Source organism: Rhodococcus sp. 05-2255-1e (genome assembly GCF_002259025.1).
GTDB lineage: Bacteria > Actinomycetota > Actinomycetes > Mycobacteriales > Mycobacteriaceae > Rhodococcoides > Rhodococcoides fascians.
On record NZ_NOZE01000023.1, the window covers coordinates 302,501 to 325,594 of the forward strand.

General features: G+C 64.9%; 23 protein-coding genes. 7 read left to right on the forward strand and 16 right to left on the reverse strand.

Annotated elements, in window-relative coordinates; all coding sequences use genetic code 11:
* Positions 1–4: 4 nt before the first annotated feature.
* The 8 genes from era to hrcA form a co-directional block, all read right to left on the reverse strand.
* Positions 5–919: a GTPase Era gene (gene era / locus CH262_RS16095; protein WP_027497495.1), complete on the reverse strand. Its 915-nt coding sequence runs from the start codon at positions 917–919 to the stop codon at positions 5–7.
* 16 nt (positions 920–935) lie between these two features.
* A complete protein-coding gene (locus CH262_RS16100; protein WP_027497496.1) occupies positions 936–2,258 on the reverse strand; it encodes a hemolysin family protein in 1,323 nt (440 codons plus the stop codon).
* A gap of 40 nt (positions 2,259–2,298) precedes the next feature.
* Positions 2,299–2,841, reverse strand: a complete 543-nt coding sequence (gene ybeY, locus CH262_RS16105) for an rRNA maturation RNase YbeY (protein WP_032368173.1) — start codon at positions 2,839–2,841, stop codon at positions 2,299–2,301.
* Positions 2,842–2,894: 53 nt separating this feature from the next.
* Positions 2,895–3,938, reverse strand: coding sequence for a PhoH family protein (locus tag CH262_RS16110; protein WP_027497498.1), 1,044 nt, complete (start codon positions 3,936–3,938; stop codon positions 2,895–2,897).
* Positions 3,939–4,052: 114 nt separating this feature from the next.
* Positions 4,053–4,808 carry an alpha/beta hydrolase family protein gene (locus CH262_RS16115; RefSeq protein WP_032384550.1) on the reverse strand — a complete coding sequence of 252 codons (756 nt, stop codon included), beginning with the start codon at positions 4,806–4,808 and terminating at the stop codon, positions 4,053–4,055.
* Complete coding sequence (locus CH262_RS16120; protein ID WP_032384549.1) at positions 4,805–5,578, reverse strand: 16S rRNA (uracil(1498)-N(3))-methyltransferase; 774 nt, start codon at positions 5,576–5,578, stop codon at positions 4,805–4,807. The genes CH262_RS16115 and CH262_RS16120 overlap by 4 nt, the downstream gene beginning before the upstream one ends.
* Positions 5,579–5,581: 3 nt before the next feature.
* Positions 5,582–6,739 carry a molecular chaperone DnaJ gene (dnaJ, locus tag CH262_RS16125; RefSeq protein ID WP_032384548.1) on the reverse strand — a complete coding sequence of 386 codons (1,158 nt, stop codon included), beginning with the start codon at positions 6,737–6,739 and terminating at the stop codon, positions 5,582–5,584.
* 95 nt (positions 6,740–6,834) lie between these two features.
* Positions 6,835–7,878, reverse strand: coding sequence for a heat-inducible transcriptional repressor HrcA (gene hrcA, locus CH262_RS16130; protein WP_027497502.1), 1,044 nt, complete (start codon positions 7,876–7,878; stop codon positions 6,835–6,837).
* 133 nt (positions 7,879–8,011) lie between these two features.
* Between hrcA and CH262_RS16135 the strand changes: the two genes are divergently transcribed.
* Positions 8,012–8,317, forward strand: a complete 306-nt coding sequence (locus tag CH262_RS16135; RefSeq protein ID WP_027497503.1) for a type II toxin-antitoxin system VapB family antitoxin — start codon at positions 8,012–8,014, stop codon at positions 8,315–8,317.
* A 42-nt stretch (positions 8,318–8,359) separates the two neighbouring features.
* On the opposite strand, the gene hemW is transcribed toward CH262_RS16135, so the two are convergent.
* The gene (gene hemW / locus CH262_RS16140; protein WP_032384593.1) at positions 8,360–9,571 is read right to left on the reverse strand and encodes a radical SAM family heme chaperone HemW; all 1,212 of its coding nucleotides are present in this window, start codon (positions 9,569–9,571) and stop codon (positions 8,360–8,362) included.
* 364 nt (positions 9,572–9,935) lie between these two features.
* Here hemW and CH262_RS16145 point away from each other — a divergent pair, with 364 nt between their 5' ends.
* From CH262_RS16145 to CH262_RS16165, 5 genes are read left to right on the forward strand one after another with little or no spacing between them, the layout of a single operon-like run.
* Positions 9,936–11,654: a nitrite/sulfite reductase gene (locus CH262_RS16145; RefSeq protein WP_032374560.1), complete on the forward strand. Its 1,719-nt coding sequence runs from the start codon at positions 9,936–9,938 to the stop codon at positions 11,652–11,654.
* Positions 11,651–12,361 carry a phosphoadenylyl-sulfate reductase gene (locus tag CH262_RS16150; protein ID WP_032384592.1) on the forward strand — a complete coding sequence of 237 codons (711 nt, stop codon included), beginning with the start codon at positions 11,651–11,653 and terminating at the stop codon, positions 12,359–12,361. The genes CH262_RS16145 and CH262_RS16150 overlap by 4 nt, the downstream gene beginning before the upstream one ends.
* On the forward strand, positions 12,358–13,302 hold the full coding sequence (gene cysD / locus CH262_RS16155; protein WP_027497507.1) for a sulfate adenylyltransferase subunit CysD: 945 nt from the start codon (positions 12,358–12,360) through the stop codon (positions 13,300–13,302). The genes CH262_RS16150 and cysD overlap by 4 nt, the downstream gene beginning before the upstream one ends.
* The gene (locus CH262_RS16160) at positions 13,302–14,642 is read left to right on the forward strand and encodes a sulfate adenylyltransferase subunit 1 (protein WP_052056313.1); all 1,341 of its coding nucleotides are present in this window, start codon (positions 13,302–13,304) and stop codon (positions 14,640–14,642) included. The genes cysD and CH262_RS16160 overlap by 1 nt, the downstream gene beginning before the upstream one ends.
* Entirely contained in the window at positions 14,639–15,379 is a 741-nt protein-coding gene (locus tag CH262_RS16165) for a sirohydrochlorin chelatase (RefSeq protein ID WP_032384547.1), read from the forward strand. Before CH262_RS16160 ends, CH262_RS16165 begins: the two co-directional genes overlap by 4 nt.
* A gap of 23 nt (positions 15,380–15,402) precedes the next feature.
* Here the strand turns inward: CH262_RS16165 and CH262_RS16170 are convergent, their stop codons facing one another.
* The 6 genes from CH262_RS16170 to CH262_RS16190 all read right to left on the reverse strand — a co-directional run bounded on the left by CH262_RS16170 (position 15,403) and on the right by CH262_RS16190 (position 19,823).
* Complete coding sequence (locus CH262_RS16170) at positions 15,403–16,443, reverse strand: sulfate/molybdate ABC transporter ATP-binding protein (protein WP_032368179.1); 1,041 nt, start codon at positions 16,441–16,443, stop codon at positions 15,403–15,405.
* Entirely contained in the window at positions 16,443–17,243 is an 801-nt protein-coding gene (gene cysW, locus CH262_RS16175) for a sulfate ABC transporter permease subunit CysW (RefSeq protein ID WP_027497511.1), read from the reverse strand. The genes CH262_RS16170 and cysW overlap by 1 nt, the downstream gene beginning before the upstream one ends.
* Positions 17,240–18,133, reverse strand: a complete 894-nt coding sequence (gene cysT / locus CH262_RS16180) for a sulfate ABC transporter permease subunit CysT (RefSeq protein ID WP_032384546.1) — start codon at positions 18,131–18,133, stop codon at positions 17,240–17,242. The genes cysW and cysT overlap by 4 nt, the downstream gene beginning before the upstream one ends.
* Complete coding sequence (locus CH262_RS16185; protein WP_032368180.1) at positions 18,134–19,156, reverse strand: sulfate ABC transporter substrate-binding protein; 1,023 nt, start codon at positions 19,154–19,156, stop codon at positions 18,134–18,136. It lies immediately after the preceding gene.
* 197 nt (positions 19,157–19,353) lie between these two features.
* Positions 19,354–19,443, reverse strand: coding sequence for an Ms4533A family Cys-rich leader peptide (locus tag CH262_RS28440; RefSeq protein ID WP_310180897.1), 90 nt, complete (start codon positions 19,441–19,443; stop codon positions 19,354–19,356).
* Between the two features lie 149 nt (positions 19,444–19,592).
* Entirely contained in the window at positions 19,593–19,823 is a 231-nt protein-coding gene (locus CH262_RS16190) for a hypothetical protein (protein ID WP_027497514.1), read from the reverse strand.
* Positions 19,824–19,917: 94 nt separating this feature from the next.
* Between CH262_RS16190 and CH262_RS16195 the strand changes: the two genes are divergently transcribed.
* Positions 19,918–21,963 (forward strand): glycoside hydrolase family 15 protein, encoded by a 2,046-nt coding sequence (locus CH262_RS16195; RefSeq protein WP_027497515.1) that lies wholly within the window; start codon positions 19,918–19,920, stop codon positions 21,961–21,963.
* A 10-nt stretch (positions 21,964–21,973) separates the two neighbouring features.
* On the opposite strand, the gene CH262_RS16200 is transcribed toward CH262_RS16195, so the two are convergent.
* Entirely contained in the window at positions 21,974–22,981 is a 1,008-nt protein-coding gene (locus CH262_RS16200; protein ID WP_032384545.1) for an NAD(P)H-dependent flavin oxidoreductase, read from the reverse strand.
* Between the last annotated feature and the right edge of the window lie 113 nt (positions 22,982–23,094).

Here is a 23,094-nt window from a genome sequence, read left to right on the forward strand (position 1 = left end):
CACGTCAGAAACCGAGCTTGCCCATCTGCTTGGGGTCGGTCTGCCAGTCCTTGGCGATCTTGACGTGCAGATCCAGGTAGATGCGGGTACCGAGCAGTTTCTCGATCTGCAGTCGCGACGCGGTGCCGACCTCTTTGAGTCGCGAACCACCCTTGCCGATGATGATGGCCTTCTGGCTGGACCGTTCGACGTACAGGATCGCGTGCACATCGAGCATGTTGTCGTGGCCCTCGCGCGGCACGACCTCCTCGATGACCACTGCCAGCGAGTGCGGGAGCTCGTCGCGGACACCTTCGAGCGCTGCCTCGCGGATCAGCTCGGCCATGAGGATTTCCTCCGGCTCGTCCGTCAGTTCCCCGTCGGGATAGAAGGCGGGACCCGGCGGCAATTCGGAGGCCAGGAGGTCGACGAGCTTCTCGATCTGCTCACCGGATTCGGCCGATACCGGGATCACGTGCGAATTCTCGCCCAACAGCTTCGACAACGACATCAACTGCTGTACGACGCGTTCCTTCTTGACCTTGTCGATCTTGGTCACGATGCCGATCAGGGTGGTCTTCGGCGCGATGTGCCGCACTTGTTCGAGGATCCATCGGTCGCCCGGTCCGATCTTCTCGTCGGCGGGGATGCACAGTCCGATGACGTCGACCTCGGAGTAGGTGTCCTGCACCAGGTCGTTGAGGCGTTGGCCCAGAAGCGTTCTCGGTCGGTGCAGCCCCGGGGTGTCGACAAGGATCAGTTGCGCGTGGTCGCGGTGCACGATGCCGCGGATCGTGTGGCGCGTGGTCTGGGGCCGCGAGGACGTGATGGCGATCTTCGACCCCACCAGTGCATTGGTCAGGGTCGACTTGCCGGTGTTGGGCCGGCCTACGAAACAGACGAATCCGGATCGGAACTCTTCGGTGTGTTGCTCGGACATCGAGCACCTCCAGATTTCAGTGTTGGTGAGTGACGTCCGACGAGTCGTCGTCCTCGGTGGATTCTTCGTCGGGTTCGAGCTTTTCGACCAGCACGGTGGTGATGCGGACGCGGCCCTTGGGGTCGGCTCCGCCCTCGCCGCGCAGCAACAATCCGTGAGTGGTCACTTCGGAACCGGGCAGCGGCACTCGGCCGAGCTCGTAGCCGAGGAGTCCGCCGACGGTATCGACCTCCTCGGATTCGATGTCGATACCGAAGATTTCGCCCAGATCCTCGAGCGGTACCCGCGAGGACACCCGGAACCGTCCGTCTTCGAGTTGCTCGATGGGTGCTACCTCGTCCGAGTCGTATTCGTCGGCGATTTCGCCGACGATCTCCTCGATGACGTCCTCGATGGTCACCAGGCCCGCGATGCCGCCGTACTCGTCGACCAACAACGCCATATGGTTTCGGTCTCGCTGCATCTCGGCGAGAAGACTGTCGAGCGGCTTGGAGTCCGGCACGAACACCGCCGGACGCATCAGTTCGGAGACCTGTACGCCTCGCCCACCGTCGGTGGAGTAATACGTCTGCTGCACAAGGTCTTTGAGGTACACCACGCCGACGATATCGTCCACGTTCTCGCCGATCACCGGGATGCGAGAGTGCCCACTGCGCACGGCCAGCGACGTCGCCTGCCCCGCCGACTTGTCGGATTCGATCCACACCATCTCGGGCCGCGGCACCATGACCTCGCGGGCCGAGGTATCGCCCAGCTCGAACACCGATTGAATCATTCGGCGTTCGTCGTCGGCCACGACTCCGCGCTCGCGAGCCATGTCGACGAGCTCACGTAGCTCGATCTCGGATGCGAACGGGCCGTTGCGAAATCCCTTGCCCGGGGTGATCGCGTTACCGATGAGGATGAGCAGCCTGCTGATCGGCCCGAGGAGCCAGCCGAGGGCGCGCAACGGCAACGCTGCGGCGAGCGCGATCGAGTACGCGTTCTGCCTACCCAGCGTTCTCGGACCGACGCCGATCACGACGTAACTGACCAAAACCATTGCCACAGCGGTGATCACGAGCGCGGTGGTCGAGTCGATCAATTGGGTCAGGCCGCCTGCGAGCAGCACCGTGCCGCCGATTTCGCACAGAATACGAAGCAGCACCATGAGATTGACGTACCGCGGGCGGTCGGCAACCACGACGACGAGGCCGGTGGCACCCGGTCGCTCGTCCTTGACCATGTCTTCGATTCGCGCCCGCGAGACGGTGTTCAGGGCCGAATCGACTGCGGCGAACAAGCCGCCGAGAGGAACCAGCAGAACGGCGAAGACGATGAGTGCGGCAGCACTGCTCACGCGCTAGGACCCCGCACTCCCGCTGGTCCGAACACGCACATCATCGGTCGAGACCGTCGACGAAGCCGGCCTTGCCGAGCAGCCGAGCGTCTCGAACGGCCTGTTCGGCTGCCTGCTCCGCCCGCCTGGCGTCCTCGTACCATTCGGCCAGCAGACGGTTCTGCAGCTCGAACATTTCCTTCTCTTCGTCCGGCTCGGCGTGGTCGTAGCCGAGCAGGTGCAGCACGCCGTGCACGGTGAGCAGCGCGAGCTCGTGTTCGAGCGAATGTCCTGCTGCCGCGGCCTGATCCGCCGCGAAGGACGGGCACAGCACGATGTCTCCGAGCATCGCCGGTCCGGGCTCGGGAGCATCGGGACGACCGCCCGGTTCGAGCTCGTCCATAGGAAACGACATCACGTCGGTGGGGCCGGGCAGATCCATCCAGCGCATGTGCAGATCTGCCATGGTTGCCGAATCCACCAGCACCATGGACAATTCCGCAGCGGGGTGCACGTCCATGCCGGCGATCGCGAACCGTGCGACCGAGACCAGTTCGGGCTCGGAGATGTCCATCCCCGACTCGTTGGACACTTCGATACTCATCTAGCCACTACCCACGCTCTCGTTGCCTGCATTACCGTTTCCGTACGCCTGAATCATCTTCTCGCCGAACGCGGCCCACCGGCACGGCGTTGCGCGCGGTTCGCGATGACGCCTTCCGATGCGGACTCGAAGCGCTCGTAGGCGTCGACGATTTCCGAGACGAGCCGGTGACGCACCACGTCACTACTGGTCAGTTGCGCGAAGTGGATGTCGTCCACGTCGGTGAGAATCTCAGACGCCGCACGAAGGCCCGACCGGGCACCTCCGGGTAGGTCGACCTGCGTCACGTCTCCGGTGACGACGATCTTCGATCCGAATCCGAGACGCGTGAGGAACATCTTCATCTGTTCGGCCGTGGTGTTCTGCGCCTCGTCGAGAATGATGAACGCGTCGTTGAGCGTACGGCCACGCATGTAGGCGAGCGGCGCGACCTCGATGACGCCGGCCTGCATCAGCTTGGGGATGGCCTCGTCGTCCATCATGTCGTGCAAGGCGTCGTGCAGTGGACGCAGATACGGGTCGATCTTCTCGTGCAAGGTTCCGGGCAGAAAGCCCAGACGCTCACCTGCCTCCACCGCAGGCCGCGTCAGGATGATGCGGCTGACCTGCTTGGTCTGCAATGCCTGCACTGCCTTGGCCATGGCCAGGTAGGTCTTGCCCGTTCCGGCAGGACCGATTCCGAACACGATCGTGTTGGCATCGATCGCGTCGACGTAGCGCTTCTGGTTCAACGTCTTGGGCCGAATGGTCTTGCCTCGACGCGACAGAATGTCCAGGCTCAGCACCTCGGCGGGAGAATCCGACACCCCCTCGGTGAGCATGGCGATCGACCGGCGCACTGCGTCGGGAGTCAGTGGCTGAGCACGTTTGGCCAATGCCGCCAATTCGGTGATCACCCGCTCGGCCAACGCCACATCGGGCACCTTCCCGGTGAGCGTCACGGCGTTTCCTCGTACGTGGATGTCGGCCGTCAGCATCTGCTCGAGCGCCCGGAGGTTCTCGTCGGACTGTCCCAGCAGCGGCATCACTGCTTCGGGGGCGAGCTCCAAGGTGGACCGAACGTCGCGCTCGGCGGGAAATTCGCTGTGTTCACTCACGTGGTGGCTATGGCCTGCTCTCTTGTTTCGACCGGTAAAGCTGATGTTGTAGAACACGTCCGGAGTGTCGTGCTCGAACCAAGTTTAACGCCGCAGGATCGATGCGCATTCCTATTACCCACGGCGCTCGCCCAGGACGGCCTCGAGCGAGAGCGCCCAGCACCGCGAATCCGGGTTCAGGAAGGCGAAGTGGTCCTCGCCCGGCACGATCGCCGGCTCCGCGTCGTCGCCCGCGGCTCGTGCGGCCTCGACGTACCTCGAGCTCTGCGAAGCCGGGACCTGAAGGTCATCGGATCCGTGCAGGCAGATCGTCGGGATGCCGATGGGTAGTCGGGCCAGGGGTGAGGCCGACCGGTACAGCTGGGGCTCGTCTTCGTAGCGGGCCTGCAGCAGGGCCTCGACCGCCGGATTGGTACGTCCCGACGCCCCGCGCGGCTCCAGATCGAGGACACCCGCCTGCGAGACGATGCGCGACGGCCGGACCGTCGTGTCGGTTTCGCCGCCGAGCCACACTGCCAGGTGGCCGCCCGCCGAGTGCCCGATGACGCGGACATCGTCGACACCGACCGGGGCGTGGTGCTGTACCACCCCGGCCAAAGCGTCGAGTGCGGCGCGCACGTCGGCTTGCATCTCCGGCCAGTGCCCGCCCGCACCGACGCGTCGGTACTCGATGTTCCAGGCCACCGCACCGGCTCCGGCGACAGCTCGGGCGAACTGGGTGCCCAGATTCGACGCGTACTGCCCACTCCAGAAGCCACCGTGCACGATCACGACCACCGGTGTCGCGGGTGTGACCGGCGTGGACGGCAGATAGAGGTGACCGAACTGTTCCGGATGCTCGCCGTACGCGATCTTGATGCGAACGCTCATGCGTTCGGGAAATCGGGCGGAAGTTGCGCCCACCGCGTCGTCAGAACGCCGAGAGCTCCCAACGCAACAGCTCCGGCCGTCGAGGTTCGCAGCACCGTCGGCCCCAGCACCACCGGGGTCGCGCCTGCCTCGGTCAGAGCCGCGATCTCTCTGTCGTCGAGGCCACCCTCGGGTCCCACGACGATCGCGACCTCGGGCACCGAATCGAACGGCAGGTCGCGAAATGCCGAGGTGGCCGCTTCGTGCAGCACGGCGACGATGCCGCCGCCCGCCACGATCCGGTGCACGAAGGCGTACACCGAGCGTGAATCGTGCAACTCGGAGACCTCGGGGATGTATGCGCGACGCGATTGCTTGGCCGCCTCGGCGGCGGTGCTGCGCCAGCGCGCGACCCCCTTGGTCGCCTTGGGCCCTTCCCAGCGAGCGACGCATCGCGCCGACTGCCATGGCACCACTGCGTCGATCCCGGCCTCGGTGGCCAGCTCGATCGCCAGTTCGGAGCGGTCCGCCTTCGGCAGTGCCTGAACCAGCGTCACCGTGGGAGTGGCTCGCGGCATGTCCGTGCGCGACTGCACCGTCAGTTCGAGTCGGTTCTTCTCGGCACCGACGACGACCGTGTCGGCCAGTCCGCCGGCACCGTCACTGAGCAGCAGCCGCTCGCCGACTCGGATCCGCCGCACGGTCGCGGCGTGATGACCTTCTTTGCCGTCGAGCACGGCGAGCTCTCCCACGGCCGGCAGCGGCGTGAGATAGAAGACCGTGGGGGCCATGAATCAGCGCCCGCTGAAGGCTTCCCGCAACCGCGAGAACAGGCCACCGCTGTGCGCCGAACCGGTGGTGACGACCTCCGCCGAATCGCGGTCGCGCATGGTCTTGAGCTGTTCGAGCAGGTGGGTCTGCTTGCTGTCCAGCTTGGTCGGCACGATGACCTCGAGGTGGGCGTGCAGGTCACCGCGGATACCGGAACGGAGCTTGGGCATCCCGTGCCCGCGCAGCACCGTCGTCGAGTTCGGTTGTGTCCCTTGCTCGATCGAGATCTCGGTCGGGCCGTCGATGATGGCGTCGACCGTCACCGACGTACCGAGTGCCGCGTCGACCATCGGGACGCGAACGGTGCAGTGCAGATCGTCGCCGTCACGGACGAACACCTCGTGCTGCTGCTCCACGATTTCCACGTAGAGATCGCCTGCGGGGCCGCCACCCGGCCCGACCTCGCCCTGCGAGGCCAACCTGATGCGCATGCCGTTGCTGACGCCGACCGGGACCTTCACCGAGATGTCCCGACGCGAACGCACCCGGCCGTCGCCGCCGCACTTGCGGCAGGGGTCCGGGATGGTCTCGCCTGCACCGCGGCAGGTGGGGCACGGACGGCTGGTCATGACCTGGCCGAGGAACGAGCGCTGCACCGACTGCACTTCGCCGGCACCGCCACAGGTCTCGCACCGAACGGGCTTGGAATCGCCGTTGGTGCCCGAGCCGGTGCACAGGTCGCACAGGATCGCCGTGTCGACGGTGATGTGCTTGGTGACGCCGGTGGCGCATTCGTCGAGGGTGAGTTTGGTTCGCAGCAGCGAATCGGCTCCGGGTTGTACGCGTCCCTTGGGCCCGCGCTGTCCACCGCCTGCGCCACCGCCGAAGAACGCTTCGAAGACGTCGCCGAGGCCGCCGCCGAATCCGGCACCACCGAATCCGCCGCCACCACCGCCGCCGCCTTGCTGCAAAGGATCGCCGCCGAGGTCGACGACCCGACGCTTCTCCGGATCGGAGAGCACCTCGTATGCGGTGGAAATGTCCTTGAACCTGGCCTGTGCGGCCTCGTCCGGGTTCACGTCCGGGTGCAACTCTCGCGCCAATTTGCGGTAAGCGCGTTTGATCTCCTGGTCCGTCGCCTGCTGGCCGACGCCCAAAGTCCCGTAATAATCCCGTGCCACGTCGTCTCTTTCGTCCTAGAAGATGAATCTCGTTCGTTGATGCTGTGTCGCGGTCGCTGTGCCCCCCGCGGCCGACGATGGGTCGTCGGCTCGTGTCAGCGCTCGGCCAGGACCTCGCCGATGTACCTGGCAACCGCCGCGACCGACGCGATTGTTCCTGGATAGTCCATTCGGGTGGGGCCGAGAACGCCCATCCCTCCCAGGACCATGCCAGCAGAGCCGTATCCGGTGGAAATCACCGATGTTCCGCGCATCTCCTCGACCTGCGTTTCCTCGCCGATACGCACGGTGACGGTGCGGGTGTCCTGCGTCACGGCGAGCAGCTTGAGTACCACCACTTGCTCTTCCAGCGCTTCGAGTACCGCTCGGAGCGATCCCGGAAACCCTGCGTCGCCCGCGAAGTCCGCCGCGTTGCGCGTCAGGTTGGCCGTTCCGCCGAGAACCAGCCGCTCCTCGGGATGTTCGACGAGCGATTCCACCAGCACCGTGGCCGAACGAATCATCGCGTCACGCAGGGCGGGAGGTGCATTCTCGGCCAGCTCGGCCACGGCTGCGGACGCCGCCGCCAGCCGCTTGCCTTCCAGTGCGCCGCCGAGCAACCGCCGCAACTGGGCCAAGTTCTCGTCGTCGATGACGTCACCGAGTTCGACGATGCGCTGATCGACCCGGCCGGAGTCGGTGATGAGCACCAACAGCAGCCGAGCCGGTGTGAGAGCGACGACCTCCAGATGCCGAACCGAGGACGCCGACAGCGTCGGGTACTGAACCACGGCTACCTGCCGGGTCAGCTGAGCGAGCAGTCGAACACCGCGGCGCAGCACATCGTCCAGGTCGACGCCGTTCTCGAGAAACTCCAGAATGGCGCGGCGCTCGGCCGCTGACAACGGTTTGACGTCGGCGATCCGGTCCACGAACTGGCGGTAGCCCTTGTCGGTCGGCACCCGCCCGGAGCTGGTGTGCGGTTGGGCGATGTAGCCCTCGGCCTCGAGGACCGCCATGTCGTTGCGCACGGTCGCACTCGACACACCCAAGTTGTGACGCTCGACAAGAGCACGCGATCCGACGGGCTCCTGGGTGGACACGTAGTCCGCCACGATCGCTCGCAGAACCTCGAACCGCCTGTCGTCGGTGCTCGACATCGGTGCCCACCTCCGTTCTCGTTGCCAATCGTCGCTCGAGTCTAGTAGCCGAGGAACGCATGCTCGTGCAAGGCCTTACTGTGGTCCGAGTGGAAACTGTCTTTCGATTCGGTCCAGCGGTTCGAGGCTCGCGATGATCTTCAAGGGTGTACGAGACGGAAAGCCCTACCCGGAGCACGGCCTGTCCATCAGGGACTGGTCGAGAATTCCTCCACGCCAACTGCGTTTGGACGAGATCGTCACCACCACCAAGGTGCTCGAACTCGACCGGTTGTTGTCCGAGGACTCCACCTTCTACGGCGACCTGTTCCCCCATGCTGTGCAGTTCCGAGGCGTCATCTACCTCGAGGACGGCCTGCACCGCGCTGTCCGGGCGGCGCTGCGCAGTCGAACGGTGTTGCACGCCAGAGTGTTCGACTACGACGCCCTGGGAGCCTGAGGGTTCGAGGGCCCGAGAACACTGCAGCCTGAAACAGATCGCTCAGGCCGCGGCGATGGTGCGCACCACGGCGTCGGCGAGCAACCGGCCGCGGTCGGTCAGCACGAGGTGATCGCCTCGCTGCACCATCAACCCGTCCGCCACGGTCTGCTCGGCGGCTGCGAGCTCGGTCGGCCCCAGCAGACTCATCGGCACTCCTGAGCGCAGACGCACGGTCAGCATCAGTTCTTCGAGATGACGATCCTGCGCGGTGAGCAGCTCACTGCCCTGCACCGGCAGCTCGCCCGCGGCGAGCCGATCGGCGTAGGTGGCCGGGTGTTTGACGTTCCAGAATCGCGTGCCGCCGATGTGGCTGTGCGCTCCAGGCCCGGCACCCCACCAATCGCCGCCGTCCCAGTAGCCGATGTTGTGCCGGCACCGCGCATCTGCATCGGCGGCCCAGTTCGATACCTCGTACCAGGACAGGCCTGCCGCGTTCATGGCCGTGTCGATGCGCTCGTATCGGCTCGCCAACACGTCGTCGTCGGGTGCCGGCAACTCACCTCGGCGCACCTTTCGCGCCATGGCGGTGCCGTCCTCGACGATCAGTGCGTACGCGGAGACATGGTCGACACCCGCGTCGAGCACCGCAGCGAGGGACTGATCGAGATCGCTGTCTCGCTCGCCCGGCGTTCCGTAGATGAGGTCGAGGTTCACGTGCTCGAAGCCGGCTGCGGACGCTTCCTTCGCCGCGGCCACCGCTCGTCCCGGAGTGTGGGTGCGATCCAGAACCGCCAGAACGTGCGGTGCCGCGGACTGCATGCCCAACGACACCCGCGTGAACCCGGCGTCGCGCAGCCGCTCGAAGAATGCAGGCGACGTCGATTCCGGGTTCGATTCCGTGGTCACTTCCGCACCGTCGGACAGCCCGAAGCTCGACCGGACCGCGCCCAATACGTCCGCGAGGCCGTCGCCTCCGAGCAACGACGGCGTCCCACCTCCGACGAAGACTGTGTCGGCCGTCGGTACTCGACCCGTGCCCGTTCCGATCAGGTTCGCCGCAGCGTCGAGTTCTCTGCGCAGACCCTCCAACCAGGACTGCGGCGACGCCGATGTGCCCAGCTCCCCGGCCGTATACGTATTGAAGTCGCAGTACCCGCATCGCGTGGCGCAGAAGGGCACATGCACGTAGATCCCGAACGCACGTTCCCCCACTCCGTCGAATGCGCCGGACGGCAGCTCGAAGACTGAGGAGGTATCGACGACGGTATTCACGGACTCCAGTGTCCCAGAGTTCACCGGCGGCCCGATCCACGCGCCGCCCAGGGCGCTGTCCACGCACGACTCGCATCCTGCCAGCCTATTTACCGGAATTTCGGGGTAAATAGGCCGCCGCGGTCGGCACCCGGTCGATGACGTGGCACAATGGCACCCGTGACCGACTCAGGAATTCGACTCGTGGCGCGCCGCCACGTCGATCTCGGCCGTGTCTGCAGCGCGTCGTGTCGACACACGACCGGCTGCTGACCCAGCCCTCCTTGGAGCACGTCCATTCGATCCACCGGTTCCGCACCATCTCGTGAGCGCTCTTCTGCGCAACGATCGGAGCCGGCCCGCACCGAAGATGCAGGAGCATTGCATGTCGTCGACCAGCGACGCGACCACCGACGCTGCCTCCGCCACACCGCGAGAGCGAGCGCCGCGGCCGACCAAGCGTCGCGCCGAAGGCCAGTGGGCTCTGGGCTATCGAGAGCCGCTCAACGCCAACGAGCAGTCCAAGAAGGACGACAACCCGCTCAACGTGCGCGCCCGCATCGAGAACATCTACTCGAAGCAGGGTTTCGACAGCATCGACAAGGGCGATCTGCGCGGCCGGTTCCGCTGGTGGGGTCTCTACACCCAGCGTGAACAGGGCTACGACGGCACCTTCACCGGTGACGACAACATCGACCTGCTCGAGGCGAAGTACTTCATGATGCGCATCCGGTGCGATGCCGGTGCATTGAATCTGGAGCAGCTGCGCACTCTGGCTCAGATCTCGAAGGAGTTCGGTCGCGACACCGCAGACCTCTCCGATCGCGAGAACGTCCAGTTCCACTGGATCGAGGTCGAGAACGTCCCCGAGATCTGGCGTCGGATCGAGGCAGTCGGCCTGAAGACGACCGAGGCGTGCGGAGACTGCCCCCGTGTGGTGCTCGGTTCCCCGCTGGCAGGTGAAGCGGTCGACGAGATTCTCGACCCGACGTCGGCCATCGACGAGATCGTCGAGCGCTACATCGGCAAGCCCGAGTACTCGAACCTGCCACGCAAGTTCAAGACCGCGATCTCGGGTCTGCAGGACGTAGTGCACGAGATCAACGACGTCGCCTTCATCGGTGTGAACCACCCCGAGCACGGACCAGGACTCGACCTGTGGGTCGGCGGCGGCCTGTCCACCAACCCGATGCTCGCGCAGCGCGTCGGAGTCTGGGTTCCGCTCGCGGACGTTCCCGATGTGTGGGAAGGCGTCGTCTCGATCTTCCGTGACTACGGCTACCGCCGGCTTCGCACCAAGGCGCGCCTGAAGTTCCTCATCAAGGACTGGGGCATCGAGAAGTTCCGCCAGGTTCTCGAGGACGAGTACCTGCACCGCAAGCTCATCGACGGCCCGGCTCCCGAGAAGCCCGCTCGGCCCCGTGATCATGTCGGGATCCAGAAGCTCAAGAACGGGCTCAACGCCGTCGGTGTCGCGCCCATCGCGGGTCGCGTGTCCGGCACCATCCTCGCGGCCGTCGCCGACGCCGCCGAGAAAGCCGGGTCGGATCGCGTCCGATTCACGCCGTATCAGAAGCTGATCGTGCTGGATGTTCCGGACGAGACGCTCGAGCAGCTGATCTCGGACCTCGATGCGCTGGGCCTACCGGCTCGCCCCTCGCATTGGCGCAAGAATCTGATGGCGTGCAGTGGCATCGAGTTCTGCAAGCTCTCGTTCGCCGAAACCCGCAAGCGCTCACAGGTTCTCGTCCCCGAGCTCGAAGAGCGCTTGTCCGACATCAACAGTCGACTCGACGTTCCGATCACGATCAACATCAACGGTTGCCCCAACTCGTGCGCGCGGTCGCAGATCGCCGACATCGGGTTCAAGGGACAGTTGGTCGACGACGGGGACGGGAATCAGATCGAGGGTTTCCAGGTTCACCTCGGAGGCAGCCTCGGCCTGGACAGTGCGTTCGGCCGAAAGTTGCGTCAGCACAAGGTCAACAGCTCCGAGCTGGGAGATTACATCGACAGAGTGGTGCGCAATTTCGACAAGCACCGCGAAGACGGCGAACGGTTCGCTCAATGGGCCGTGCGAGCAGACGAGGCGGATTTGCGATGAGTACCAGACTGAATTTGACGGTCGACCAGCTGAAGGACATCGCCGAGCGCGGTGCCCGCGAACTCGACGGCGCAAGCCCGCTCGAGTTGTTGCAATGGACCGAGGACACCTTCGGTAGCGATTTCATCGTCGCCTCCAACATGCAGGACGGGGTTCTCGTTCACCTCGCCGCACAGGTTCACCCCGGAGTGGACGTCCTGTTCCTCGACACCGGCTACCACTTTGCCGAGACCATCGGAACGCGCGATGCCGTCGAGGCCGTCTACGGCGTGCACGTCGTCAACGCCCGCGCCGAGAAGACTGTCGCAGAACAGGATGCGATCGACGGCAAGGACCTGTTCGCCCGCGAACCGAACCGCTGCTGCGCGATGCGCAAAGTGGCGCCGCTGAAGAAGGAACTGGCGAACTACAGCGCGTGGGTCACCGGCATCCGGCGAGTCGAGGCCCCGACGCGCGCCAACGCTCCGTTGATCTCGTTCGACGACGCCTTCGGCCTCGTGAAGATCAACCCGATCGCACCGTGGTCGGACGAGCAGATGCAGGCCTACATCGACGAACATTCGATCCTGGTCAACCCTCTCGTCGACGAGGGATATCCGTCCATCGGGTGCGCACCGTGCACCGTCAAACCTGCCCCCGGAGCCGACCCGCGCAGCGGTCGTTGGGCCGGCAAGGCCAAGACCGAATGTGGGTTGCACGCCTCATGACACTCGACCTCACGACGGCGACCGTCGGACGCACCCATCTCGATGCAGATCGGTTCGACACCCTCGACGCACTCGAGTCCGAAGCCATCCACATCTTCCGAGAGGTGGCCGGCGAATTCGAGCGCCCCGTCATCCTGTTCTCGGGTGGCAAGGACTCCACCGTTCTGCTGCACCTGGCCATCAAGGCGTTCTGGCCCGCTCCCCTGCCGTTCGCACTGCTGCACGTCGACACCGGGCACAACCTGCAGGAGGTGCTGGATTTCCGCGACCACGTGGTTGCGAAGTACAACCTGCGCCTGCACGTGGCCAGCGTCGAGGAGTACCTCGCCGACGGACGTCTCACCGAGCGCCCCGACGGCATCCGCAACCCTCTGCAGACCGTTCCTCTCCTCGACGCGATCTCCGAGAACCGGTTCGACGCCGTGTTCGGCGGTGCCCGACGCGACGAGGAACGCGCCCGCGCCAAAGAGCGAATCTTCTCGCTGCGCAACGCATTCGGGCAGTGGGAGCCGAAGAAGCAGCGTCCGGAACTGTGGAACCTGTACAACGGCAAGCACTCCCCCGGCGAGCAGGTGCGCGTGTTCCCGCTCAGCAACTTCACCGAACTCGACATCTGGCGCTACATCGCTCGCGACGACGTGGAGTTGGCCAGCATCTACTACGCCCACCAGCGCCCGGTGTATCAGCGCGACGGCATGTGGATGACGCCGGGCGTCTGGGGCGGACCGGCCGAAGGTGAAGAGTTGCAGACACTGTCGGTGCGCTACCGCACTGTCGGCGACGGATCCACCACCGGTGCCGTCCTGTCCGAGGCTGCCGACAATCAAGCGATCCTCGCCGAGGTCGCGGCGTCCAGGCTGACCGAACGCGGAGCCACTCGCGGCGACGACCGCGTGTCCGAGGCTGCCATGGAAGATCGCAAACGAGAAGGATACTTCTGATGAGCAGCACGGGCATATCCAATGGTCATTCCGCAGGCTCCACTCGCGGAACTCAGCTTCTTCGCCTCGCCACCGCGGGCAGCGTCGACGACGGCAAGTCCACTCTTGTCGGACGCCTGTTGTACGACACCAAATCCGTTCTCGCAGACCAGATCGACGCCGTCACGCGCGCGTCCGTGGACAAGGGTCTGGCCACACCGGACCTGTCCCTCCTCGTCGACGGCCTGCGCGCCGAGCGCGAACAGGGCATCACGATCGATGTCGCCTACCGCTACTTCGCGACACCGCACCGCTCGTTCGTGCTGGCCGATACCCCCGGGCACGTGCAGTACACCCGCAATACCGTCTCCGGTGCGTCGACGGCTCAGCTCGTCATCCTGCTCGTCGATGCCCGTAAAGGCGTGATCACCCAGACCCGCAGGCACGCCGCCGTTCTGGCTCTGCTCGGTGTTCCGCGCCTGGTGCTCGCCGTCAACAAGATCGACCTGGTCGAGGACCCCGCGACGGTATTCGCCGACATCTCGGCGGAATTCAACTCCCTGACCTCCTCGCTCGGATGGTCCAGCGAGGACGTCATCGAAATCCCCGTCTCGGCGTTGCACGGCGACAACGTGGCAGTGAAGTCCGACAAGACCCCGTACTACGACGGGCCCACCCTCATCGAGCACCTCGAGTCGGTCCCGGTGGACGCCGAACCTCACCGGGTCGGTCTGCGATTCCCCGTGCAGTACGTGATCCGGCCGCGCACAGCGGAATTCCCGGACTACCGCGGATATGCCGGCCAGGTCGCAGCGGGCTCCGTCGACGTCGGCGACGAGGTCGTCATCCTGCCCTCGGGCACCAGAACAACAGTGGAGCGCATCGACACCGCGGACGGCGAGCTGCGTACCGCGCATGCCGGCCGCAGCGTCACCCTCGTCCTCGCCGACGATGTCGACGTCTCGCGCGGCGACACCATCGCCTCCCCGCAGGACGCACCGGAACCGATCGGCGACTTCGAGGCCACGGTGTGCTGGCTGGCCGAGAAGCCGCTTCGCCCGGGCGCTCGTCTGCTGCTCAAGCACGGCACTCGTACCACCCAGGCCATCGTCGGGGCGCTCGTCGAGCGATTCGACGAACAGGACCTCACTGCACACGAGGGCCCGGAATCGTTGGAGCTCAACGAGATCGGACGCATTTCTGTTCGCGTTGCCGAGCCGATCGTGGCCGACGACTACGCCGTCAACAGGCACACCGGCAGCTTCTTGCTGATCGATCCGGCCGGTGGCAACACATTGGCAGCCGGTCTGGTGGGCAACGCACTGGCCGCCGTCGAGCTGGGGTCGGCAGTTCCGGCGTGACGGCTCTGCTCGCGGTAGCGCACGGCAGCCGCGATCCCCGCTCGAGCGAGACGATCCACCGCGCCGTCGACGTCCTGCGTCGACGGCGTCCGGATCTCGATGTGCGCGTCGCGTTTCTCGACCTGAGTGAGCCCAGCGTCGAGCAGGTACTCGATGAGCTGGCCGATGCCGGGCATGCCCGCATCGTCGCGGTTCCGCTGTTGTTGGGCAAAGCTTTTCACGCGAAGGTGGACCTGCCCGCGCTGTTGGCTGCAGCACGGGTGCGGCGTCCGCGCGTATCGATCGGTCAGTCCGAGGTGCTGGGCGACGACCCACTTCTCGTCGACGCCGTTCGTGATCGTGTTGTCGACGCCGGTGCGGTGCTCGGCGATTCGACCGTCGGAGTCGCCTTGGCTGCCGTCGGATCGAGCGATTCCTCGGCGAACGACCGTAGCCGTCGAGTTGCGAACGAAGTGGTGTCCGGCACCGGCTGGGCGGGAGTTGTCACCTGTTTCGCCACGTCCGTCGATCCGTCTCCACTGGACGCGGTCGCGCAGTTGCAGGCGCTGGGAGCCACCCGGATCGTGGTGGCTCCCTGGTTCCTGGCACCCGGGAGGCTCACCGACCGCATCTCACAGGTGCTGGACGGCGTCCCGAACGTGACGTACGCCGATGTCCTGGGCCCTCATCCGGCAGTGGCCGAGCTCGCCTCCCGGCGGTACGACGCAGCTCTCGCGCACGATCGCTCGATCGCATAGCACGAACGGTACTGCTCGTCCGATCAGTGCACCGGAGCCGATTCGGTCGTATCCGTGATCGTCGGAACCCGAGTCGCGCGGACGTAGACGGTTTCGCCCTCGTGCAGCCCCAGCGCCTCGCTGTCGCCGCGCGTGATCTGCGCCGCGAACAACTCGCCGGTGGCCGCGTTCTTGAGCTCGACCTTCACCTCGAAGCCGAGGCGTACGACCCGTTCGACGACGGCCCGCGTCACCCCGGCAGATTCTGCCGTGCCACTCGCCTGCGCCTGTGCCAACGACGGGTCGCGTCCGACACGAATGTCGTGCGGGCGCACCAGAAGTCCGTTCAGCCTGGCCACCTGACCGAGGAACGACATCACGAAGTTGTTGGCAGGGCGATCGTAGAGATCCTCCGGGGTGCCGACCTGTTCGATTCTGCCCTTGTTCAGCACCGCGATTCGATCGGCGACGTCGAGCGCTTCTTCCTGGTCGTGAGTCACCAACACGGTGGTGACGTGCACCTCGTCGTGCAATCGGCGCAGCCACGTCCGTAGATCTGCGCGCACCTTGGCATCGAGGGCCCCGAAGGGCTCGTCGAGGAGGAGAACCTGCGGGTCGACGGCGAGTGCACGTGCCAGCGCCATGCGTTGACGCTGTCCTCCGGAGAGCTGCGCCGGGTAGCGGCCTTGGAAACCGGCCAGACCGACGATCTCGAGCAGTTCGTCGACCTTCTTGGCAATTTCGGCCTTGGGCCGCTTGCGGATCTGTAAGCCGAATGCCACGTTGTCGCGCACCGTCAGGTGTTTGAACGCGGCGTAGTGCTGAAACACGAACCCGATCTCGCGACGCTGCGGGCTCACCCAGGTGACGTCCTGGCCTGCCAGCACCACTCGGCCCGTATCGAGCTGCTCGAGGCCTGCGATGGATCGAAGCAGCGTGGACTTGCCCGAGCCACTGGGTCCGAGCAGCGCCGTCAACGAGCCCTTCGGAATGTCGATGCTGACGTCGTCGAGGGCGGCGAAATCGCCGTAGCGCTTGTTCGCGCCGACCACGGAGATCTCGATCTCGGAAGATGTCTCGGTCATTACTTCGTCCTCTTCTTGTCGAGAACCGTCATCAGCAGCAGCACGATGACGGCGATCGCCATGAGCAACGTGGACGCCGCATATGCGCCCTGCTGATTGAAGTCCTCGTACCGTGAATTGACCAGCAGTGTGAGCGTCTGGGAAATGCCGGGCAGGTTGGTGGAGACCATGATGACCGCGCCGAATTCTCCGAGCGAACGTGCGACGGTGAGCACCACGCCGTAGGTCAGTCCCCATCGGATGGCAGGCAACGTGATTCGCCAGAACGTCTGCCAGGTGCTCGCACCCAGGGTCGAGGCAGCCTCTTCCTGCTCCTCACCGATCTCGTACAGGACCGGTTCCACTTCGCGAACGACGAACGGCAAGGTGACGAATATCGTCGCGATGACCATGCCGGGTAGCGCGAAGATGACCTTGAAACCGAGGCTTTCGATGCCACCGAACCATCCGTTGGCACCCCACAGCAGGATGAGCGCGACGCCGGTGATGATCGGCGACACCGCGAACGGCAGGTCCACGATCGCTTCGAGTATCCCCTTGCCGCGGAACCGTCCGCGTACCAAAGCCAACGCCGTGACGATTCCGAACACGACGTTGATGGGAACGACGATCGCCACGATCAACAGCGACAGTTGGAGAGCGGATTGCGCGGCGGGAGTGGTGATCTGCTCCCAGAACGCCACCACCCCGTCCTCGAACGTGCGAAACAGGATGGCACCGAGGGGGAACAGCACGAGCACAGCGAGATAGATCAGTGCGACGGCACGCAGGGACAGTTTGATCGGGAGACCGATTTTCACGAGATCTGCTCTTCTCGTCTGGCCAACCTGTTGCCGATGATGCGGAGCACGAACAGCACAGCGAAGGCGATTGCCAACAGCACCACGGAGATTGCGGCTGCGTCGATCGGCCGGTCGTACTCGATGAGTTCACGGATGTACTGCGAAGCGACCTGCGTGTCGTTGGGGATGTTGCCGCCGATCAACACCACCGACCCGAATTCGCCGATGGCACGGGCGAACGCGAGCCCACCGCCCGAGAGCACAGCCGGAAGCAGTACCGGCAACACGATGCGCCGAAAGATGGTCCAGTTGTTCGCACCCAGCGATGCGGCCGCCTCTTCGACATCCTTGTCGAGTTCTATCAGCACCGGCTGCACCGCACGCACCACGAACGGGAGCGTGACGAACAGCAGCGCCACGATGACCGCAGGCTTGGTGGCGTTGAAGACGATGCCGATCGGACTCGACGGTCCGTACAGCGACAGCAACACCAAGCTCGCCACGATGGTCGGTAGTGCGAACGGCAGGTCGATCAGGGTATTGACGAAACGCTTGCCGGGAAACTCGTCGCGTACCAGAACCCACGCGATCAGAGTGCCGAGAAAGAGGTTGATCACGGCGGCAGCCACGGACACCAGCAGAGTCACCTTGAACGTGGCGATGGCACGTGTCTCGGTGACCGCATCCCAGAAACCACCGAGGCCGCCGTCGAACGACTGAACCGTCAACGCCGCCAACGGCAGCAGCACGATGACACTGAGCCACAGAACGGCGACACCGAGGCCCAGCGGACCCACCGAACCGGGGCCCCGGAACTTGCGACCTTCCCGCCCAGCACGAAACCGAGGTGTCGCACTGGGCGGGACGATCGAACCCGGGGCCGCGGGTTCACCGGTCAGCGACGACATCTACCGAGTACTTTCCTGGTAGATCGTCGCAATTGCGCCGTTGTCTCCGAACAGGTCGGCGTCGACCTGAGTCCAGCCGCCGAGATCATCGATGGTGTAGAGCTTCTCGGGCGTGAAGAACTTGTCCGAGTATTCGGAGGCGATCTCCGGATTGGTCGGCCGGAAACCCGCCTCGGCCCAGATCTTCTGGCCTTCGTCGGAGTAGACGAAATCGTTGAGTGCGTTGGCACGCTCGAGGTTCGCACTGCTGTTGATCACTGCCACCGGGTTGTCGATGCGGAAGGTGACGGGAACATCCACGTGCTCCACCTTCTGTCCCTGCTCTTCGATGAGCAGTGCCTCGTTCTCGTAGCTCAGTAACGCGTCGCCCTGCCCCTGCAGGAACGCTTCGGTTGCGGCGCGGCCGGATTCGGGCTGCACAGGGAAGTGATCGGCGACGAGCGTACGAACGAAGTCGAGACCGGCCTGCTTGTCCTGGCCACCGTTGCTCTTGGCGGCGTACGGCGCGAGCAGGTTCCACTTCGCCGATCCGGAGCTGAGGGGGCTCGGGCTGATGACCTGAACGTCGGGCTTGATCAGGTCGTCCCACGTCTGGATGTTCTTCGGATTGCCCTCGCGGACGACGATGGTCACCACCGAGCCGAACGGCACCCCGCCGTACGCGTTCTGGTTCCAGTCCTCGTCGACCTTGCCCGCCTTGACAAGTCGAGTGACATCCGGCTCGACGGAGAAGTTGACGATGTCCGCAGGCGCGCCGTCGGCGACCTTGCGCGACTGGTTTCCGGATGCGCCGTAGTCGGCGTTGATCGCCGTACCCTCTCCATCCTCGGTGGCTGCGAACGCCGGACCGATTGCGTCCCAGCCGTTCTTCGGCACTGCGTAGCCGACGAGTGTCAGAGCCGGGCCACTGGCAGTGTCCGACCCGCCCCCGACGACATCGCTGGAACCGCCGCCGCAGGCGGTGACCAGAAGAGTTCCCACAGCTGCGAACGTGGTGAGCAGATAACGAGAACGATGCCTCATTGCGAAAGGCCTTTCATGGTGGTGTGACGATGAGGAAAGAACACAAGACACGCAAGGAGATTCGCGCTGAGCGCCGTAGCAGTCAGGACCCGGCCGGCGAAGCAGCGAACTGGCGGCACGGACTCCGGTCCGTCGTGCGGACACACTGCGCTACGCGGCGACAGTGGATCGACGAAACCGATTCGCGAAGGAAAGAATCAACAACAGTCGATATCGGCGACTGCCAGCATGCCGACAGCAATCAACGCCAACTGGTGGCGGACGCGGTACTCGGCGGCAGAAGACACGGTCAGGAATCTAGCAGAGGTTCCGGACCGACTCTAATCAGAGGAGTCGTGCATGTGCACGACGGGCGCGTGTCAGCGAGTGATCAACCACGCGATGACGACCAACGCCAGCAGCGCGATCAGAGCCCATGTCACCCGAGACCGCGGCATTACAGTCCATCCTTCGTCGTAGACGTCGAGGCCGAGAGCTCGGCCTCGCGTGCTGCGCTGGCGTCACGGCCCAACACGCGCAGGATCACTGCCAGCACGCGATCGAACACCCGAGCCGAGACGAACGCAACCGGAACGAGCACTGCGAGGACGACCACCGACTGCGGAACGAACGGAAGGCCCGTCACCCACAGCTCGACGCCGTCCCACCACCGCGCGAACGATTCCATCCTCGCAGCTTAAACCAGGGCTCCACCTGAGCCGCGCCACGCCGAGTACGGCCTCTCAGTGGACGGCTGCCACGGATCGGTCGATGATTACGCCATGACGGCATTCGATGAGGTTTCGCCCGTGCCCCCGGTCGCCGAGGAGCCGGCCATGGGCTCAGGACATCCAGGCCTGGGCGGAACGGAAGTCCAAGGTGCGTTGGGCAGCACCGATGCGCCGGTGTCCACGTTGGTCTCCTACCGCAGCGCGTTTCCGCCCATCGACGACTACGCATTTCTCTCGGACTGCGAGACGACGTGCCTCATCGCCCGAAACGGCTCCGTCGAATGGATGTGTGTACCGCGGCCCGACTCCCCCAGTATTTTCGGTGCCGTCCTCGATCGAAGCGCGGGCCACTTCCGCGTCGGGCCGTACGGACAGTCGGTACCCGCCGCTCGTCGATACCTGCCCGGCGGCCTCATCGTGGAGACGACCTGGCAGACCGAGACCGGGTGGCTCATCGTGCGTGACGCGTTGGTGATGGGCCCCTGGCACAACACCGACCAGCGTTCTCGAACTCACAAGCGCGCACCGAGCGACTGGGATGCCGAGCACATCTTGCTTCGGACCATCAAATGTGTCAGCGGCACAGTCGAATTGGAGATGAGCTGCGAGCCCGCCTTCGACTACCATCGGGCACCCGCGACATGGGAGTACACCGGCAAGGTGTACGAGGAGACCACCGCGACCTGCGAGGCGAGCGCCGACGGCGACCAGCCCACCCTGAAATTGACCACCAATCTTCGGATCGGCATCGAGGGCCGCGAAGCACGCGCGCGAACCCGAATGACGGAAGGCGACAACATCTTCGTCGCGCTGTCGTGGTCCGATCTTCCCGCACCGCAGACGTTCGAGGAAGCGGCCAGCAAGATGTGGCAGACCTCCGAATGCTGGCGGCAGTGGATCACCATCGGCCGATTCCCCGATCATCCGTGGCGCGGCTACCTCCAGCGCAGCGCTCTGACCCTCAAAGGACTGACCTACGCACCCACGGGAGCACTGCTCGCCGCGTCGACCACGTCGCTACCCGAAACACCTGGTGGGGAACGTAATTGGGACTATCGCTACACCTGGGTCCGCGACTCGACATTCGCTCTGTGGGGTCTGTACACGCTCGGGCTCGACCGTGAGGCCAACGACTTCTTCGCCTTCATGTCCGATGTAGCCACCAGTGCAGACGGCGAGGTCAACCCGCTTCAGGTGATGTACGGCATCGGCGGTGAGAAGACCCTCGACGAGGCCGAGCTGCCGCACTTGTCCGGGTACGACGGCGCCCGGCCGGTACGTATCGGCAATGGTGCCTACGACCAAGAGCAGCACGACATCTGGGGCACCATGCTCGACTCTGTGTACCTGCATGTCAAGTCGCGTGAACACGTCCCGGAGTTCCTGTGGCCTCTGCTCAAACGGCAGGTCGAGGAAGCGATCGCGAACTGGCGCAAACCCGACCGTGGCATCTGGGAGGTACGCGGTGAGCCCCAGCACTTCACGTCCTCGAAGCTGATGTGTTGGGTTGCGCTCGATCGCGGTGCGAAGCTCGCCGATATCCACGGCGAGAAGGACTACTCGACCAAGTGGAACGAAATCGCCGACGAGATCAAGGCCGACATCCTGGACAACGGCGTGGACTCGCGCGGCGTGCTGACGCAGCGGTACGGAGATCCCTCTCTGGACGCGTCGTTGCTACTCGCACCGCTCCTGCGGTTTCTGCCGGCCGACGACGAGCGTATTCGTGCAACCGTGCTCGCCATCGCCGACGAGTTGACCGAGGACGGCCTGGTTCTGCGCTATCGAACCGACACCACCGACGACGGTTTGTCCGGCGAGGAAGGCACGTTCACGATCTGCTCTTTCTGGCTCGTGTCCGCTCTGGTGGAGATCGACGAACTCCCGCGCGCCAAGCACCTGTGCGAACGACTGCTTGCCTACGCGAGCCCGCTCAAGCTCTACGCCGAAGAGATCGACCATCGCACCGGCCGACACCTCGGCAACTTTCCGCAAGCATTCACGCACTTGGCGTTGATCAACGCCGTGGTGCACGTCATCCGAGCAGAGGAAGCGCAGGCATCGGGACACTTCCAGCCCGCCCACGCCAACCCCTGAGCTGTCCGGTTCAGCGGCCGAGTTGTCTCGCCCATTCGGCGACCAGCTCGGCCGCCGGTTTCGCCTGAACGCGGCGATAGCCGGTCCCGGCCCACATCGACAGTCCCGATGGGTCACCCGCAGCTGCGGCCTTCGCGCGCAACGGCGCGGTCAGATAGTGCAGATCGGGATACGCCAGCGGGGCGGCGTCGGAGTTCTCGCGCATGAACTCGTTCACCAAGCCCCGCGCAGGACGGCCCGAAAACGCCTTCGTCACGGCGGTACCCGACGCACTGGCCAGCTGCTCGCGGTGCACGGGCTTCGTTCCTGCCTCGGGAGTGTTCAGAAACGCGGTACCCAGCTGGGCTGCATGCGCAGCACTCGAATCCAGCAGCGGCGCAATGTCGTTGCCGTCCATGAGCCCGCCGGCCGCGATTCGGGGCAGATCCGATATCTCGCGCACTGCGACCAGCAACTCCGTCAACGGCTCTTCCGGAGCCGACCCGTCGAACGTGCCTCGGTGTCCGCCCGCCTCGGGCCCCTGCACCACCAGCGCGTCCACACCGTTCGCGGTGGCGATGGACGCGTCGGAGGCGGTTGCCACCGTTGCCCACACTTCGGTTCCCACCGAATGCAGCTGGGCAACCTCGTCGGCATCGAAGGTGGCGAAAGTACTCGACACCACCGGCACCGGATGGGCAAGCAGCCAGGCGAATTTCTCCGGGTAGTAATCATCGCGGCGTTTGAGCACGCCGGGTTCGGCGTCGAATCGCTCGAACCACGATGCCAGATGCTGGGCGTAGGAGTCGACATCCGCGCCCGACGGCTCCTCGGGTAGAAAAAGATTGACGCCGAACACCAGGCCACGCATCGAATCCACCTGCGCAGCAAGGGCATCCGGCGTCAGCAACGCGCCGGCAATCATTCCGAGTCCGCCGGCCTCGGACACAGCCCGGGCGAGCTCGGGAGTACTCGGACCGCCCGCCATGGGCGCACCGACAACGGGAACACGCAATTTCTTCAGGATCGGTGTCGTCACAGATTCGAAATGTACTCTCCGAGCGATATCACGGACCACCGACACCTTCCTCTTCCCGAAACCTTGTGCACAGCAATAGTTTTCGATTGCACTATGGTTGCCAGTCGAACACT